The sequence below is a fragment of the Burkholderia puraquae genome, assembly GCF_002099195.1.
Taxonomy (GTDB): Bacteria; Pseudomonadota; Gammaproteobacteria; order Burkholderiales; family Burkholderiaceae; genus Burkholderia; species Burkholderia puraquae.
Genome location: NZ_NBYX01000017.1, coordinates 55,403 through 69,490, shown reverse-complemented (window position 1 = coordinate 69,490; position 14,088 = coordinate 55,403). Strand labels below are relative to the sequence as shown.

At 66.6% G+C, this 14,088-nt stretch carries 13 protein-coding genes and 1 pseudogene; 4 read left to right on the top strand and 10 right to left on the bottom strand.

From position 1 onward, the window contains the following. Window positions 1-14: 14 nt before the first annotated feature. From B7G54_RS27245 to B7G54_RS27200, 10 genes and pseudogenes are all read right to left on the bottom strand, one after another. On the bottom strand, window positions 15-1,040 hold the full coding sequence (locus B7G54_RS27245; protein WP_085041961.1) for an XdhC family protein: 1,026 nt from the start codon (window positions 1,038-1,040) through the stop codon (window positions 15-17). Window positions 1,041-1,241: 201 nt separating this feature from the next. Continuing rightward, the gene (locus B7G54_RS27240) at window positions 1,242-1,745 is read right to left on the bottom strand and encodes a hypothetical protein (RefSeq protein ID WP_011353505.1); all 504 of its coding nucleotides are present in this window, start codon (window positions 1,743-1,745) and stop codon (window positions 1,242-1,244) included. Between the two features lie 546 nt (window positions 1,746-2,291). Next, a complete protein-coding gene (gene bcaP / locus B7G54_RS27235; RefSeq protein WP_085041893.1) occupies window positions 2,292-3,698 on the bottom strand; it encodes a branched-chain amino acid transporter BcaP in 1,407 nt (468 codons plus the stop codon). Between the two features lie 216 nt (window positions 3,699-3,914). After that, window positions 3,915-4,571, bottom strand: a complete 657-nt coding sequence (gene rqpR, locus B7G54_RS27230; RefSeq protein ID WP_085041892.1) for a response regulator transcription factor RqpR — start codon at window positions 4,569-4,571, stop codon at window positions 3,915-3,917. Between the two features lie 7 nt (window positions 4,572-4,578). Then, window positions 4,579-5,394 carry a quorum system sensor histidine kinase RqpS gene (gene rqpS, locus B7G54_RS27225; protein WP_085041891.1) on the bottom strand — a complete coding sequence of 272 codons (816 nt, stop codon included), beginning with the start codon at window positions 5,392-5,394 and terminating at the stop codon, window positions 4,579-4,581. A gap of 415 nt (window positions 5,395-5,809) precedes the next feature. Beyond that, window positions 5,810-6,580: a ferredoxin--NADP reductase gene (locus B7G54_RS27220; RefSeq protein WP_085041890.1), complete on the bottom strand. Its 771-nt coding sequence runs from the start codon at window positions 6,578-6,580 to the stop codon at window positions 5,810-5,812. A 216-nt stretch (window positions 6,581-6,796) separates the two neighbouring features. Then, window positions 6,797-7,120, bottom strand: a pseudogene (locus B7G54_RS27215) (LysE family translocator); the annotation flags it as partial. Between the two features lie 30 nt (window positions 7,121-7,150). Next, window positions 7,151-7,966 (bottom strand): endonuclease/exonuclease/phosphatase family protein, encoded by an 816-nt coding sequence (locus B7G54_RS27210; RefSeq protein WP_085041888.1) that lies wholly within the window; start codon window positions 7,964-7,966, stop codon window positions 7,151-7,153. Between the two features lie 5 nt (window positions 7,967-7,971). Continuing rightward, entirely contained in the window at window positions 7,972-8,460 is a 489-nt protein-coding gene (locus B7G54_RS27205) for a hypothetical protein (protein WP_085041887.1), read from the bottom strand. Window positions 8,461-8,606: 146 nt separating this feature from the next. Then, window positions 8,607-9,326, bottom strand: a complete 720-nt coding sequence (locus tag B7G54_RS27200) for a nitroreductase (protein ID WP_085041960.1) — start codon at window positions 9,324-9,326, stop codon at window positions 8,607-8,609. Between the two features lie 227 nt (window positions 9,327-9,553). On the opposite strand from B7G54_RS27200, the gene B7G54_RS27195 reads away from it, so the two are divergent. The 4 genes from B7G54_RS27195 to B7G54_RS27180 all read left to right on the top strand — a co-directional run bounded on the left by B7G54_RS27195 (window position 9,554) and on the right by B7G54_RS27180 (window position 13,769). Then, the gene (locus B7G54_RS27195; RefSeq protein ID WP_085041886.1) at window positions 9,554-10,534 is read left to right on the top strand and encodes an AAA family ATPase; all 981 of its coding nucleotides are present in this window, start codon (window positions 9,554-9,556) and stop codon (window positions 10,532-10,534) included. A 175-nt stretch (window positions 10,535-10,709) separates the two neighbouring features. Then, the gene (locus tag B7G54_RS27190) at window positions 10,710-11,819 is read left to right on the top strand and encodes an NAD(P)/FAD-dependent oxidoreductase (protein ID WP_085041885.1); all 1,110 of its coding nucleotides are present in this window, start codon (window positions 10,710-10,712) and stop codon (window positions 11,817-11,819) included. A 139-nt stretch (window positions 11,820-11,958) separates the two neighbouring features. After that, complete coding sequence (locus B7G54_RS27185) at window positions 11,959-12,270, top strand: high-potential iron-sulfur protein (protein ID WP_021163765.1); 312 nt, start codon at window positions 11,959-11,961, stop codon at window positions 12,268-12,270. Between the two features lie 191 nt (window positions 12,271-12,461). After that, window positions 12,462-13,769: an MFS transporter gene (locus B7G54_RS27180; RefSeq protein WP_085041884.1), complete on the top strand. Its 1,308-nt coding sequence runs from the start codon at window positions 12,462-12,464 to the stop codon at window positions 13,767-13,769. The last annotated feature ends 319 nt before the right edge of the window (window positions 13,770-14,088 follow it).

Here is a 14,088-nt window from a genome sequence, read left to right as displayed (position 1 = left end):
CGCACCGACACCGATCAGAGGCCGCAGGCCGCGCCGCTGTTCGCCGCGATCTCGCGCGCGGCCTTCGCGCCCTCGACCTGCAGGATCGTCGGCAGCGACACGTTGTTCTTCGCGGCGGTGATCTCGGCGAGGATCGAGATCGCGATTTCCGGCGGCGTCCGGCTGCCGATGTAGATGCCGGCCGGCCCGTGCAGCCGGCCCAGTTCCGCTTCGCTCAGGTCGAATTCGCGCAACCGCTCGCGCCGTGCCGCGTTATTGCGCCTCGAGCCGAGCGCGCCCACGTAGAACGCGGGCGTCTTCAGCGCTTCCATTAGCGCGAGATCGTCGAGCTTCGGATCGTGCGTGAGCGCGATCACGGCCGAACGCGCATCGAGGTTCATGTCGAGCACCGTATCGTCGGGCATCGTATGCACGACGCGCGTGCCCGGCACGTCCCACGCATCCGTGTATTCCTCGCGCGGATCGCACACCGTCACCTGGTAGTCGAGCCCGACCGCGATCTGGCACAGGTACCGCGACAACTGGCCGGCGCCGATCACGAGCATCCGGTAGCGCGGCCCGTGGATCGTCACGAGCCGCTCGCCGTCGAACGCGAGCCCGTCGGCCGCCTGCGCCGGCGACAGCGATGCGCGGCCCGTCGCGAGCGTCATCGTGCGCGTGACGAGGCGGCCGGCCTCGACTTCCGCGCACAGCGCGGCAATTCCGCTGTCGCGCGTGAGCGGCTCGAGCACGAGCTGGATCGTGCCGCCGCACGGCAGCCCGAAGCGGTGCGCTTCCTCGGCCGTCACGCCGTACTTGAGCGCTTCCGGGCGCGCGTCGGCCGCGATCCCGCTTGCGTGCACGCGGGCGATCAGGTCGTCCTCGATACACCCGCCGGACACGGAGCCGACCACGAGCCCGTCCTCGCGCACCGCGAGCATCGCGCCTTCGGGGCGGGGCGACGAGCCCCACGTCTTCACGACCGTCACGAGCAGCACGCGGCGCCCTTCTTCGAGCCAGCGCGCGCTGGATTTCAATACATCGAGATCGACGCTTTCCATCATCTTCTTCCTGTTGCCGGGCGACACCGCCGTTGCGGGCCGCCGTTCGATGGCGCGATTATGAACCGGCCACGGCAAGCGTGCAGGCGGCAGGGAACACGCAAATGGGGAAGGGAGCGGCGGGGCAGGCGAACAGGGCGGCCCGTGCCGGGCCGGATGGCAGGTTGCCGGGCGGATGCATCCGCCCGGCGAGGCGCTATGTCAGAGCGAGCCCAGGTACTGCGTCAGATTGCGGATGTTGTTGTCGTACGCGTTCGGCGAGCCAAGCTCGACGCCGCCGCTGCGCACGTAGTACTCGAACGGCACGGAGCGGGTGCCGAAGAACGGCAGGAAATTGTCCGGCTGCAGCGTCGTGCCGTTCAGGCCGATCGCCCAGTTCCTCGACTTGTAGAGCTCGAGCTCGCGGATCGTTGCCTGGACCTGGTTCGTCTCCGACGCGCGAATCGCAGCGATGCGCTGCGTCAGCGTCTCGATGTTTGCCTGGTATGCGCTCGGCTCACCGACCGAGACGCCGCGCGCGCGGACGTAGTAGCTGAACGGCAGGTTGCGCTCGGTGAAGAACGTCAGGAAACCGTCCGGCGCCAGCGTATCCCCGTTCAGCCCGATCGCCCAGTTCTTGCTTTGATAATCCCTGAGCCCCGCGATCGTCTGGTTGGCCGCGCTGATTTCGACCTTCGCCGTGACGTTGACCAATGTATTGCTCATGACAGACCTCTCTGGTTCTTGTTGAACTTCGGACAGGTGCAGCGACATGCCTCCGGATGGAGGCAATACAATACCGGCGACCGGATTATCCGGTTTTAATTATTTTTAATTAAAAAGATGCTGAAAATTGGTTTGTGAATGTGCGATGAATTTATATTTAATGGAAAAGCACTTCGAAGAAATCGATTGCATCGCGCCGTGCTCCTGCTGCGGCGCAAGAACCGTCTGCTCTGGGCTGGGCGGGTGCGTGCGGTCAGCCGACCTGAATACTAGTTTGACGGATGCAAGAGTTCAATGCCGGCCGCGAGATTATTTTATGCTATTCATATTCAATTCAATCGCATTGCATTTTTAATGGATTGATGTGCTGATCCGAATCGAATATGCCGGTATTCGAAAAATGGCCAATAAGAACGGGAATTGACGCGCGGATCGTTGCAGGAAAAGCAACGTGGCGGCGTGACGAGCGAAGGAAGGGCGGGGAGGGGGCGGGGCCGGCATCCGGCCCCGCGGGTGCGCACCGTGCCGCGTGCGGCACGGCGGCGCTCAGTGCGCGTCGTGGTGACCGTGCGCGAGCTTCGAGTGGTGACGCGAGTACAGGAAGTAGATCACGAGGCCGATCACGAGCCAGATACCGAACGCGGCCCACGTGATGGGCTGCAGGTTCAGCATCAGGAACAGGCACGATGCGACCGCGAGGATCGGCACCACGGGCACGCCGGGGCAGCGGAACGCGCGCGGCAGGTCGGGGTGCGTGCGGCGCAGCACGAGCACCGCGATCGATACCATCGAGAACGCCGCAAGCGTGCCGATGTTGATCAGCTCGGCGAGCACGTTGAGCGGCACGAGCGCGGCGATCAGCCCGAAGAACAGGCCGACGAGCCAGGTCGTCAGGAACGGCGTCGCGTAGCGCGGGTGCACGCGCGACAGCATCGCCGGCAGCAGCCCGTCGCGCGACATCGCGAAGATCACGCGCGTCTGGCCGTAGCTCATCACGAGGATCACGGTCAGCATGCCGAGCACGGCGCCGAGATCGATGAAGCCCGCGACCCACGTCTCGCCGGCAACCTGCAGCGCGTACGAGATCGGGTGCGAGATGTTCGCGTACTGGGCTGCCGGCACGATGCCGGTCGCGACCGCGGCGACCGTCACGTACAGCACCGCGCACACCGCGAGCGACGCGATGATGCCGATGGGCAGGTCGCGTTTCGGGTTCTTCACTTCCTCGGCCGCCGACGACACCGCGTCGAAGCCGATGAACGCGAAGAACATCACCGCCGCCGCGCCGAACACGCCGTTCCAGCCGTGCGGCATGAACGGTTTCCAGTTCGCGGGCGTCACGTGGAACAGGCCGACCGCGATCACGAGCAGCACGACCGACACCTTGATGAATACCATGATGTTGTTGATGCGGGTCGACTCGCGGATGCCGATCGACAGCAGCGTCGTGATCACGATCATCACGAGGAACGCGGGCAGGTTGAACCACGTGACGACGCCCGGCACCGCACCGGGCGCGGCCGTCAGCACGGTGGGCAGCGTCAGCCCGAAGCCTTGCAGCAGCGACTGCAGGTAGCCCGACCAGCCGACCGACACGGCCGACGACGCGAGGCCGTATTCGAGCATCAGGTCCCAGCCGATGATCCACGCGACGAGTTCGCCGAGCGTCGCATACGAATACGTGTAGATCGAGCCGGCGACGGGGATCGTCGACGCGAATTCCGCGTACGACAGCGCGGCGAGGCCGCACGCGATCGCGGCGATCACGAACGACAGCATCAGCGCGGGGCCGGCCTGCACGGCGCCGGTACCGGTCAGCACGAAGATGCCGGTGCCGATGATCGCGCCGATGCCGAGGAAGGTGAGGTCGATCGCGCCGAGCGCTTTCTTGAGCCCGGCGGCATGTGCGCCGGCGATCATGCGATCGACGTTTTTCTTGCGGAAGAGAGACATTGCGGATGAATCGCCAGCGCGCGCGGGCGCGGTAGCGCTGACTGAGTGAAAACCCGCAATTTTAGCCGATTTGGCGCGCAAGACCCGCTGCGGCGCAGCGGTGCGTCGAGAAATCGTCCGATAAAACAAGCGCTTGCGCACCAAATGGGCAGCAGCGGCCGGCGGCGCGGCATGTGCCGCGTCGCTGGGTCGGACGAATCGGGTGGGGCGGGGCAGTCAGGCGCCGGCCGTGGGCGCCATGTCGACGAGCCGGTTGCTCATCACGTAGAACGTCAGTTCCGCGTTGTTCGACAGCCGCATCTTCTCGAGCAGCCGCGACCGGTACACGCTCACCGTCTTCACGGACAGCGACAGCGTATTCGCGATGTCGGTGAGCCGCTTGCCTGACGCGAGCATGCAGAGCGTCTGGTACTCGCGGTCGGACAGCTTTTCGTGCGGCAGCGCCTCGTTCTCGAACGACACGTATTCGGCAAGCGCCTCGGCCATCGCCGGGCTCACGTACTTGCGGCCGGCCGCGACCTGCTGGATCGCGCCGATCATCTGCGCGGCGTTGACCGTCTTCGACAGGTAGCCGGCGGCGCCGGCCTTCAGCGCACGGACCGCGTACTGATCCTCGCGGTACATCGAGAACATCAGCACCGGCGTGCGCGGCAGCTTGCGCTTGAGGCGCTTGAGCACCTCGATGCCGTTCGTGTCCGGCAGCGAGATGTCGAGCAGGATCACGTCGAATTCCCGTTTGTCGACGGCGGCCATGGCGTCTCCGCCGTTCTCGGCCTCGGTGACGTCGCGCGCGACGCCGCGGTCGATCAGCAGCTGGCGGATCCCTTGCCGGACGATCGCGTGATCGTCCACGAGCAGGATGTTCAGGCTCATGACGACCTCACGAAAGCGACGCGCGGCGGGCCGCGACGGGCACCGCGAGCAGCGAATCCCAAGCGAAGCGCGCGGTGACGCGCGTGCCGTGGCCGGTTGCCGGCGTGGCCGTCTCGAAGCTGCCGCCGAACGCCTCGCAACGGGCGCGCATGCCGGCGAGACCGTAGCCGGTGCGGCGGCTTCGCGAGAAACCGGTCCCATCGTCGGAGACAATCAGTGACAGATGCGTGCCGTCGGTGGCGATCCGCACGTCGACCGACGTCGCGCGTGCGTGCTTCGCGACGTTCGACAACGCTTCCTGCGCGACGCGGAACACCGCGAGCGCGCTGGCGCCGGCGATCTGCGTCAGGCGCGCGTCGGCCGCGCACACGAAGCTGGTGCGCAGGCCCGTGCGTGCCGCATGGGTGTCGGCCCACGAAGACAGCGCGCCGACCACGCCTGCGTCGAGTGCCGGCGTGTCGCGCTCGTCGATCAGCCGGCGATTCGCGTCGGCCGCGGCGTCGAGCGCCTGCTGCGCAAGCGCCAGCGCGCGCAGGCAACCGTCCGGCGCGTCGGCCGGCAGCCACGTTTGAACGTTTGCGAGCGCGAAACGCGCAGCGGTGAGTTCGGCGCCGAGCCCGTCGTGCAACTCGCCAGCCAGGTGGCGGCGGGCGGCTTCGTCGGCGGCGAGCAGTTGAGCAGACAGCGCTGCGATCCGCGCGGCGGAGGCGCCGCGTTTCGGCGCGGCGTCGGCAATGGGCGGAGTCGCGGCGCAGCCCGGCACGAGCTGTTGCGACGGGAACGGGGCGTGGGCGCTCAAAGGCGCGTTAAGCGACGTATCCATGACTCTCCCTGCTGTCAGAAAGCGGTTCAGACACCGGCTGGCTGCGTGGATCGGCTGCCGTTTCGATGACGGTTGCCGCCAGAGAATCGCCCCCTGCCGAGGTAACAAAAGTTACGTTTTGTAACACTTGCATCCGACCCTTCCACTCCCATCCGAACGGCAACCACGCGCGGCGAATAATATCTCAAAATTTCCGAAAAGGTCATGTCGGGCGGACATTTAAGGGTAAATGTGAATAATCGGAATGAACGTGTTGTAGGAAAAACACTGACATCCGAGCACCGGGCGATGACGTATCCAAATGTAACTATTTGAGATGGGATGATCCCAATTTGTTACGAATTCGCCAAGTAGGGACGAAAAAAAACCGGAGCTTTCGCTCCGGTTCTTGATGATGCGCAAATTTGGGGATCGATCAATCCACGAAGGCGCGCTCGATCACGTAGTGGCCCGGCGCGCTGTTCTTGCCTTCGACGAGGCCGGCCTGCTTCAGCAGGTCGGTCGTGTCCTTCAGCATCGCGGTGCTGCCGCACAGCATCACGCGGTCGTTTTCCGGCGAGAACGGCGGGACGTCGAGATCCGTGAACAGCTTGCCCGTTGCGATCAGGTCGGTGATCCGGCCTTCGTTGTCGAACGCTTCGCGCGTGACCGTCGGGTAGTAGACGAGCTTTTCCTTGATGATGTCGCCCAGGTACTCGTGGCCCGGCAGGTCGTGCTTGATGAAGTCCATGTACGCGAGCTCGCCCTTCAGGCGACACGTGTGCGTCAGGATCACCTTGTCGAAACGGTCGTAGATGTCCGGATCGCGGATGATCGACATGAACGGCGCGAGGCCCGTGCCCGTCGACAGCATCCACAGCGTCTTGCCCGGCAGCAGGTTGTCGGCGACCAGCGTGCCCGTCGGCTTCTTGCCGATCAGCACCGTGTCGCCCACCTTCAGGTGCTGCAGGCGCGACGTCAGTGGGCCGTTCTGCACCTTGATGCTGAAGAATTCGAGATGCTCTTCGTAGTTCGGGCTGACGATCGAGTAGGCGCGCGCGAGCGGCTTGCCGTCGACCTCGAGGCCGACCATCGTGAATTCGCCGTTGTTGAAGCGCAGGCTCGCCTCACGGGTGCAGGTGAAGCTGAACAGCGTGTCGGTCCAGTGATGGACGGATTGGACGGTGGCGGTGTCGTATTTGCTCATGGCTTTGAAAACGGACGCGCGTAGCGAACGCGAGTAACGGGCCCAAAAACGGGCAAAAAAACCGAGTGCGACGGCCCGATCGCGGATCGGCCGGCCGGCGCGTCGGACACGCGCCTTCTCGATGACAGACGATTGAGGAACTCGTTATTTTACCCTGTTGACGCGGATCGCGGGCTTGACCCCCGCGGCTGCGCGGATTTGGCGCAACGAATTATTTCAATCCGCTTTCAGTTTTCGACGCTCGGCCGCGAGTTTCGCGCCGAGGCCGACGAGCGCCACGCCGCACAGCGCGTCGAGGGGGCGCCGCACGCGCCGGTAGCCGCGCTGCGCACGCGGGCTCGCGAACAGGTACGCGACGCACGAGTACCCGCCGGCCGACAGCACGCCGATCGTCACCAGCACCGCGCCGTTGAACCACAGCGGCACGTGTGCGGGCAGCATTGCCGCGAACAAGCTGGTCCAGAACGCGCACGATTTCGGGTTCGTCAGGCAGGTGAACAGGCCGCTGCGATACGCACACAGGTAGTCACGCGCCTTCGGCTGCGCGCAATCCGGCTGATATCGGAAACGTTATTGCGGATCGAGGCGCAGGCGCGCGATGTACGGCAGGTGATCCGACAGCCACGCGGCCTCGCCGGACGGTGCGCGCCATTCGAGCGGCGTCAGCCCGCGCACGAACATCTTGTCGAGCGCGAGCGCCGGCGAGAACGCGGGGAACGTGCGGCCCGATTCGCCGAGCAGCGTCGCGACCTCGGACAGCCCGATCTCGCCGAACAGCGCGACCGAATCGTTGCGCCAGTCGTTAAAGTCGCCGGCGAGCATCAGCGGGCCGTCGCCTGCGTTGCGCACGATCCAGTGCGCGATCCAGTGCATCTGGCGCAGCCGCGCGGCGCGCGTGAGCGCGAGGTGCGCGCACAGCAGCGTGACCGGGCGCGCGCCCGCGAGCGTCGCGCGCGCGACCAGCAGCCCGCGCCGCTCGAAGCGATGCGCCGAGATGTCCCAGCGGCCGCCGAGGTCGAGCGGATGCGGCGACAGGATCGCATTGCCGTGCCGCCACGACGGCTTGAACACGTTCGGCCCGAGCGCGATCTGCCAGTCGAGGGCATGCGCGATCTCGGTGGCCTGGCAGTGCCATATGTCGTCGACCGCGTCGTCCATCGGCGCGCCGAAGCCGGGCGCGAGCACGGGGCGCGGCATGCGGCGCGCCATCGCTTCCTGCAGGAAATACACGTCGGCGTGCGTCGACTGCATCCAGTTGCGCATCGCGTTCCACGCGGTGAAGCCGAGCGGCGAGCGGCCCTTGTGCAGGTTCCAGCTCACCGCGGTGATTTCGTCGGGCGCGGCGTGCGGTTCGGCGAACGGCAGGGACAGGGCGTCGGCGGACATGACGCTCAATCCTTCGCGACGTGCGCGCGCACGCGGTACACGAGGTGCGGATGTTGCTCGACGAGCGTCCAGTCGGTCCACGCATCGCCGCCGACCGTCAGGCCGGGGTGGCTCGCGACGATTTGCCGCGGCGACGCGGGCACGCACGGATCGCTGCGCGTCGCGTTTTCATCGTCGAGCGTTTCCTGCACGTCGAGCGCAAGCGACACCGTGTTCGCGCCGGTGTCGACGGTAAGCGGCGCGACCGTCACCGAGCGCGAGCGCTCGGTCGGCACGACGCGTGCGGCATTGCCGCAGCCGACCGGAACGGAGGACGGATAGCGATGGGTATCGGTACGGGTCTGACCCACCGTGGTGCGCTGCTGGAACGTGTCGATGGTCTGACCGTCGCGCACCACCTGGATCTCCCACGCGACGGAGGCCGGCGCGGGGCTCTGCGCATGGGCGGCGAGCGTGACGCTCGCGAGCAGGACGGCCAGGCCGTGTTTCAGCATGAAACGTCTCCGGAAACGCGGAATAGCGGGGAACGGACGCACATCTTACGCCCGATCGATTTCGATCGCGATGTGGCAGGACGCGCCGCGGCAGGTTCGCCGCACGATGCGGTCCTGTTCGAAAGGTAGGGCCGCGCCATGCGTTTTCAAGCGAAAAAACGCGTGAACTCGGCGACGGGCGCGCGCTCGGTGACGAGGCGGTTCTCGATCGCGCCGGGGTCTGCATGGCCGAGCGACATGCCGCAGACCAGCTGTTCGTTGGCGGGAATACCGAGGTGTTCGGAGATGATCCGGTGAAACGGCACGAACGCGGCCTGCGGACAGGTGTCGAGCCCGCGTGCGCGTGCAGCCGTCATCACGCCCTGCAGGAACATCCCGCAGTCGAGCCATGCACCGTAGGTCATCACGCGGTCGAGCGTGAAGAACAGTGCGACGGGTGCATCGAAGAAGCGGAAGTTGCGGGCGTGCTGCGCATGCATGCGCGCCTTCTCGTCGCGGCCGATGTTCAACAGGCCGTACAGGTCCCAGCCGACCTTGCGGCGCCGGTCGATGTACGGCGACACCCATTCGCGCGGGTAGTAGTCGTACTCGGCGACGTATTTCTCGTCGCGCGCGGGATCGTCGTGGGCCGCGGTGAGCGCGGCGGCGAGCGCATCGCGCGTGGCGCCCGTCGCGACGTACACGCGCCATGGCTGGATGTTGGTGCCTGACGGCGCGCGGCTCGCGGCTTCGAGGATCGCCTCGAGCGTGTCGCGCGGCACGGGCGTCGGCAGGAACGCGCGGATCGCGCGGCGCGACGTGAGTGCCGCGTCGACGGCACCGGTCGCATCGGCATCGACGCGCGGGAAAGCAGTGGGGACGGACATCGGCATACCTTCGGGACGGGCCGACGCGCCGCGCGGGCGCTGTCGGCAAGGCCGGTGCGGCGGGTGGCTGAACCGACGATCATACGCCGCGGCGCGCCGGCGTGCAGCGCGCGCGGGTGTTAGCAGCAGACGCGCGCGGCTGCTTGCTTGCGCGGGGATGCGGGATCGCTACACTGAAATCGTAAGGGTCTGATGGTCATGTGACAGCAAGCGGCAGCGAGGTTGGTATGACGACGGCGATGGTGAAACAGGAACTGGCGGTGGCGTCCTTCAGCACGGTGTACGACCTCGAGCAGGTCGAGACGGCGCTGAGTGACCTGAACGAGAGCGCGAGCGACGCACTGCGCGCCACCTACGAGAGGATGCTCAAGACGGGCAACCTGCGCTTCTGCGTGAAGCCGAACCGGATGCCGTCGTTCGACGCGCTCGGCGAGACATTGCCCAATTTCGCCGAGCCGCTCGCCGACGTGCGCAAGCAGGTCGCGCTGTGCCTTGAAACGGACGACCGGCTCGAACTGATGCCGATCCTGCTGCTCGGGTCCCCGGGCATCGGCAAGACGCACTTTGCGAAGGCGCTCGCGCAACTGCTCGGCACCGCGTACCACTACGTGCCGATGAGTTCGCTGACGGCCGGCTGGATCCTGTCGGGCGCGTCGTCGCAATGGAAGAACGCGAAGCCCGGCAAGGTGTTCGATGCGCTCGTGAACGGCAGCTACGCGAACCCGGTGATCGCGGTCGACGAGATCGACAAGGCCGGCAGCGACGCGCAATACGATCCGCTCGGCGCGCTGTACGCGTTGCTCGAGCACGACACTGCACGCGCGTTCATCGACGAATTCGCGGAAGTGCCGATCGATGCGGGCAACGTGATCTGGATCGCAACCGCGAACGATGCACACGCGATTCCGGAGCCGCTGCTCAACCGGATGAACGTGTACGAGATCGAGCCGCCCGATGCGGCCGGCGCGCGCCGGATCGCGCAGACGATTTACGACGAGATCCGCACGTCGCACGCGTGGGGGCGGCGCTTCCCGGATACCCTCGGCGACGACGCGCTCGACGTGCTGGCCGCGACATCGCCGCGCACGATGCGCCGCGCGCTGCTGCACGCATTCGGCGCCGCGCGGCTCGACGGCCGCGATGCGATCGGGCCGCGCGACATCCGGGCCGACGAGGGTGCCGCGAAGCGCCGGCCGATCGGCTTCTGAAGCGGCGGCGCGCGTACGGCGGCGGCATGCGCGCGCCGTGCCGCGCTGCGTCGAGCAGTGCGCCGTGCGTCATGCGCGGCGTCGCAGCGATGCGCTGCGCGACCTTCGGCAAGCAGGTGAACCGGGACGTACAATTCTCTTCTCTCCCCTCGACGCGCTAGCGGCGCGAAACGTCATGGAGCAGATGGATTGTGTCGTGATCGGCGCAGGTGTCGTCGGTCTTGCGATTGCGCGCGAACTGGCCGCGCGCGGGCGTGAAACGCTCGTGCTCGAGGCCGCCGATGCGATCGGCACGGGCACGAGTTCGCGCAACAGCGAAGTGATCCATGCGGGGCTCTACTATCCGCGCGGGTCGCTGAAGGCGATGTCGTGCGTGCACGGGCGCGACCTGTTGTATGAATTCTGCGAGACGCATCGCGTGCCGCACCGGCGCGCCGGCAAGCTGCTCGTTGCCACGAGCGCCGCGCAGGTGAAGCAGCTGAAGGCGATCGCCGCGCGCGCGACCGAAAACGGCGTGCTCGACCTGATGCCGCTCACGCGCGCCGAGGCGCAGACGCTCGAGCCCGCGCTCGAATGCGTCGAGGCGCTGTTCTCGCCGTCCACCGGCATCGTCGACAGCCACCAGCTGATGCTCGCCCTGCTCGGCGACGCGGAGCGCGACGGCGCCGTGTGCGCGCTGAAATCCCCGGTCGAATCGATCGACGTGCTGCGCGGCAGGCGCTTCGTCGTGCGCACGGGCGGCGACGCGCCGACCGAGATCGAGGCCGCCTGCGTGATCAACAGTGCGGGCCTCGGCGCCCAGGCGCTGGCGCGCCGCACGCGCGGCCTCGACCCGCGCTGGGTGCCGCCGCTCTATCTCGCGCGCGGCAACTACTTCAGCCTGTCGGGCCGTGCGCCGTTCTCGCACCTGATCTACCCGTTGCCCGACCGCGCGGGGCTCGGCGTGCACCTGACGCTCGATCTCGGCGGCCAGGCGCGCTTCGGCCCGGACGTCGAATGGATCGATGCGCTGCGCTACGAAGTCGATCCCGCGCGCGCAACCGCGTTCTACGCGTCGATCCGCGCATTCTGGCCGGGCTTGCCCGACGGCGCACTGCAGCCGGCGTACGCGGGCATCCGGCCGAAGGTCGCGGGGCCCGGCGAGCCGCCGGCCGATTTCGTCGTACAGGGCGCCGCGCAGCATGGCGTGCGCGGGCTCGTGAACCTGTTCGGGATCGAATCGCCGGGGCTCACCGCGTCGCTCGCGCTCGCGCAGCGCGTGGGCGACATGGCGGCTTACCGCTGACGCGGCGCGTGCCCGCCCGGTGTGTCGAATTTCTTATCTATGACATTTCGACGCGCACAACTATTTGCTTGAGCGTTATTCTGTCGAACGGCTGTCGCCAGAACAGCTTTCAAACCGATAACGTTGGAGCGAGTCCCCCATGAAAACATCCCGTCGGAGTTTCCTGATTACGAGCATTGGTGCCGTGTCCGCGCTGGCGCTGTCGCGCGAAGCGCTGGCTGATGCGCCGATGCTGTCGGAAACCGATCCGACCGCAGTGGCGCTCGGCTACAAGGCCGACGCCACCAAGGTCGACAAGACGAAGTACCCGAAATACGCAGCGGGCCAGGATTGTGCGGCCTGCATGCTGTACCAGGGCAAGAAGGGCTCGGCTTCGGGCCCGTGCGGCGCCTTCCCCGGCAAGCAGGTGTCGGCGAAGGGCTGGTGCAGCGCCTTCTCGAAGATGGGTTGAGGCCCGTGCGGCATCGTGCGATGCCGCATTGTGGCGAAAACCCCGAAACGCCCGCCATCGAACGATGGCGGGCGTTTTTTATTGCTTGAAATCGGTTCCGTCGCTTTCTACACTCGCTGCAAACCAGCGAGCCGCGGGCCCCCCGCGCGCCGCGCCGCCCGACACGGCGAACTGACGAGGACGAGGCACGCATGGCGACGATTGCGAATTCAACGAAAACGATCCGGCCCGAGCGTGCACTGAACCGGCGCGCGGTCGCGGCCGCCGTGATCGGCAACGCGCTCGAGTGGTACGACTTCACGGTGTTCGGCTTCATGACGGTCGTGATCGCCGAGCTGTTCTTCCCGACCTCCAGCGAATATTCGTCGCTGCTGCTGACCACCGCGACGTTCGGCGTCGCGTTCTTCATGCGCCCGATCGGCGGCATCGTGTTCGGGTTGTACGCGGATCGCGCCGGCCGTAAGGCCGCGCTGTCGCTCGTGATCCTGCTGATGACGGCCGGCATCTTCCTGCTCGCGGTCGCGCCGCCCTATGCGGCGATCGGCATCGGCGGCCCGCTCCTGATCGTGCTCGGCCGGCTGCTGCAGGGCTTCTCCGCGGGCGGCGAATTCGGCAGCGCGACGGCGCTGCTGATCGAGGCCGCGCCGTTCTCGAAACGCGGCTTCTACGGCAGCTGGCAGATGGCGAGCCAGGCAGCCGCGCTGCTGATCGGCGCGCTCGTCGGCGCGGCCGTCACGCGCGGGCTGTCGCACGATGCGCTGCGCAGCTGGGGCTGGCGCGTGCCGTTCATCCTCGGGCTCGTGATCGGCCCGATCGGCTTCTACATCCGCCGCCATCTCGCCGATTCCGAAGCGTTCCTGCATGCGCAGCAGAACGCGCGCCGCGCGACGCTTCGCGACGTGTTCACGCGCCACCCGCGCGAAGTGGTGTGCGGGCTCGGCTCGGTAATCGCGCTGACGGTGACGATCTACGTGCTGATCAGCTATCTGCCGACCTTCGCGGTGAAGCAGCTGAAGCTGCCGTACGCGGAATCGTTCTACGCGGTGATCGTCGGCAACCTGCTGCTGATGGTGCTGTCGCCGGTCGCGGGCGCGTGGTCGGATCGCATCGGCCGCAAGGGGCTGTCGCTGTGGTCGCTGGCACTGACGCTCGTGCTGATGTATCCGCTGTTCGCATGGCTCGACGCGGCGCCGAGCATCGCGCGGCTGATTGCGGTGCAGGCCGTGCTGTCGGTCACGCTCGCGGGCTACTACGGGCCGTTCGGCGCGATGATCGCCGAGCTGTTCCCGGCCAACGTGCGCTCGACCGGGCTGTCGATCGCGTACAACGTCGCGGTGATGCTGTTCGGCGGCTTCGGGCAGTTCATCGTCACGTGGCTGATCAAGGTCACGGGCACGCCGCTCGCGCCGACCTACTACGTGATGGCCGGGATCGCGCTGTCGATCGTCGCGGTCGCGTTCGTGCCCGCGCGCAGCGCCGACCTCGACGCGCCGGCGTGACGACATGGCCACGTGACCACATGACGATTTGAAGGCGGTCATCGGATCGTTTCGTAAAACGCAACGATGTGCTGCAGAACACGGTGAAACGGTGCGTCGAGGTTTCGTGTTCGCGCCCGAATTGTTTAGTTGTCGAACGAAACTCGCGCGAGATGAACGGAATTGCCGCTCGCGCGCGTTTTCGCATTTTTTACCCACACTAAACATCGGCAAAAACCCGGCGGGGCATCTAGAAGAGTTTTTTCTCCAGCTTGTTGCCACATCGTTAGCTCAAGTAATATCCGCGTACGCCGGCCCCTGGCGGGCCGGTTCCGATCTG

What these genes read in the sequence shown, in the direction of transcription:
- B7G54_RS27245 (WP_085041961.1), bottom strand. Translation starts at nt 1,040, where the DNA reads ATGGAAAGCGTCGATCTCGATGTATTGAAATCCAGCGCGCGCTGGCTC.
- B7G54_RS27240 (WP_011353505.1), bottom strand. Translation starts at nt 1,745, where the DNA reads ATGAGCAATACATTGGTCAACGTCACGGCGAAGGTCGAAATCAGCGCG.
- bcaP (WP_085041893.1), bottom strand. Translation starts at nt 3,698, where the DNA reads ATGTCTCTCTTCCGCAAGAAAAACGTCGATCGCATGATCGCCGGCGCA.
- rqpR (WP_085041892.1), bottom strand. Translation starts at nt 4,571, where the DNA reads ATGAGCCTGAACATCCTGCTCGTGGACGATCACGCGATCGTCCGGCAA.
- rqpS (WP_085041891.1), bottom strand. Translation starts at nt 5,394, where the DNA reads ATGGATACGTCGCTTAACGCGCCTTTGAGCGCCCACGCCCCGTTCCCG.
- B7G54_RS27220 (WP_085041890.1), bottom strand. Translation starts at nt 6,580, where the DNA reads ATGAGCAAATACGACACCGCCACCGTCCAATCCGTCCATCACTGGACC.
- B7G54_RS27210 (WP_085041888.1), bottom strand. Translation starts at nt 7,966, where the DNA reads ATGTCCGCCGACGCCCTGTCCCTGCCGTTCGCCGAACCGCACGCCGCG.
- B7G54_RS27205 (WP_085041887.1), bottom strand. Translation starts at nt 8,460, where the DNA reads ATGCTGAAACACGGCCTGGCCGTCCTGCTCGCGAGCGTCACGCTCGCC.
- B7G54_RS27200 (WP_085041960.1), bottom strand. Translation starts at nt 9,326, where the DNA reads ATGTCCGTCCCCACTGCTTTCCCGCGCGTCGATGCCGATGCGACCGGT.
- B7G54_RS27195 (WP_085041886.1), top strand. Translation starts at nt 9,554, where the DNA reads ATGACGACGGCGATGGTGAAACAGGAACTGGCGGTGGCGTCCTTCAGC.
- B7G54_RS27190 (WP_085041885.1), top strand. Translation starts at nt 10,710, where the DNA reads ATGGAGCAGATGGATTGTGTCGTGATCGGCGCAGGTGTCGTCGGTCTT.
- B7G54_RS27185 (WP_021163765.1), top strand. Translation starts at nt 11,959, where the DNA reads ATGAAAACATCCCGTCGGAGTTTCCTGATTACGAGCATTGGTGCCGTG.
- B7G54_RS27180 (WP_085041884.1), top strand. Translation starts at nt 12,462, where the DNA reads ATGGCGACGATTGCGAATTCAACGAAAACGATCCGGCCCGAGCGTGCA.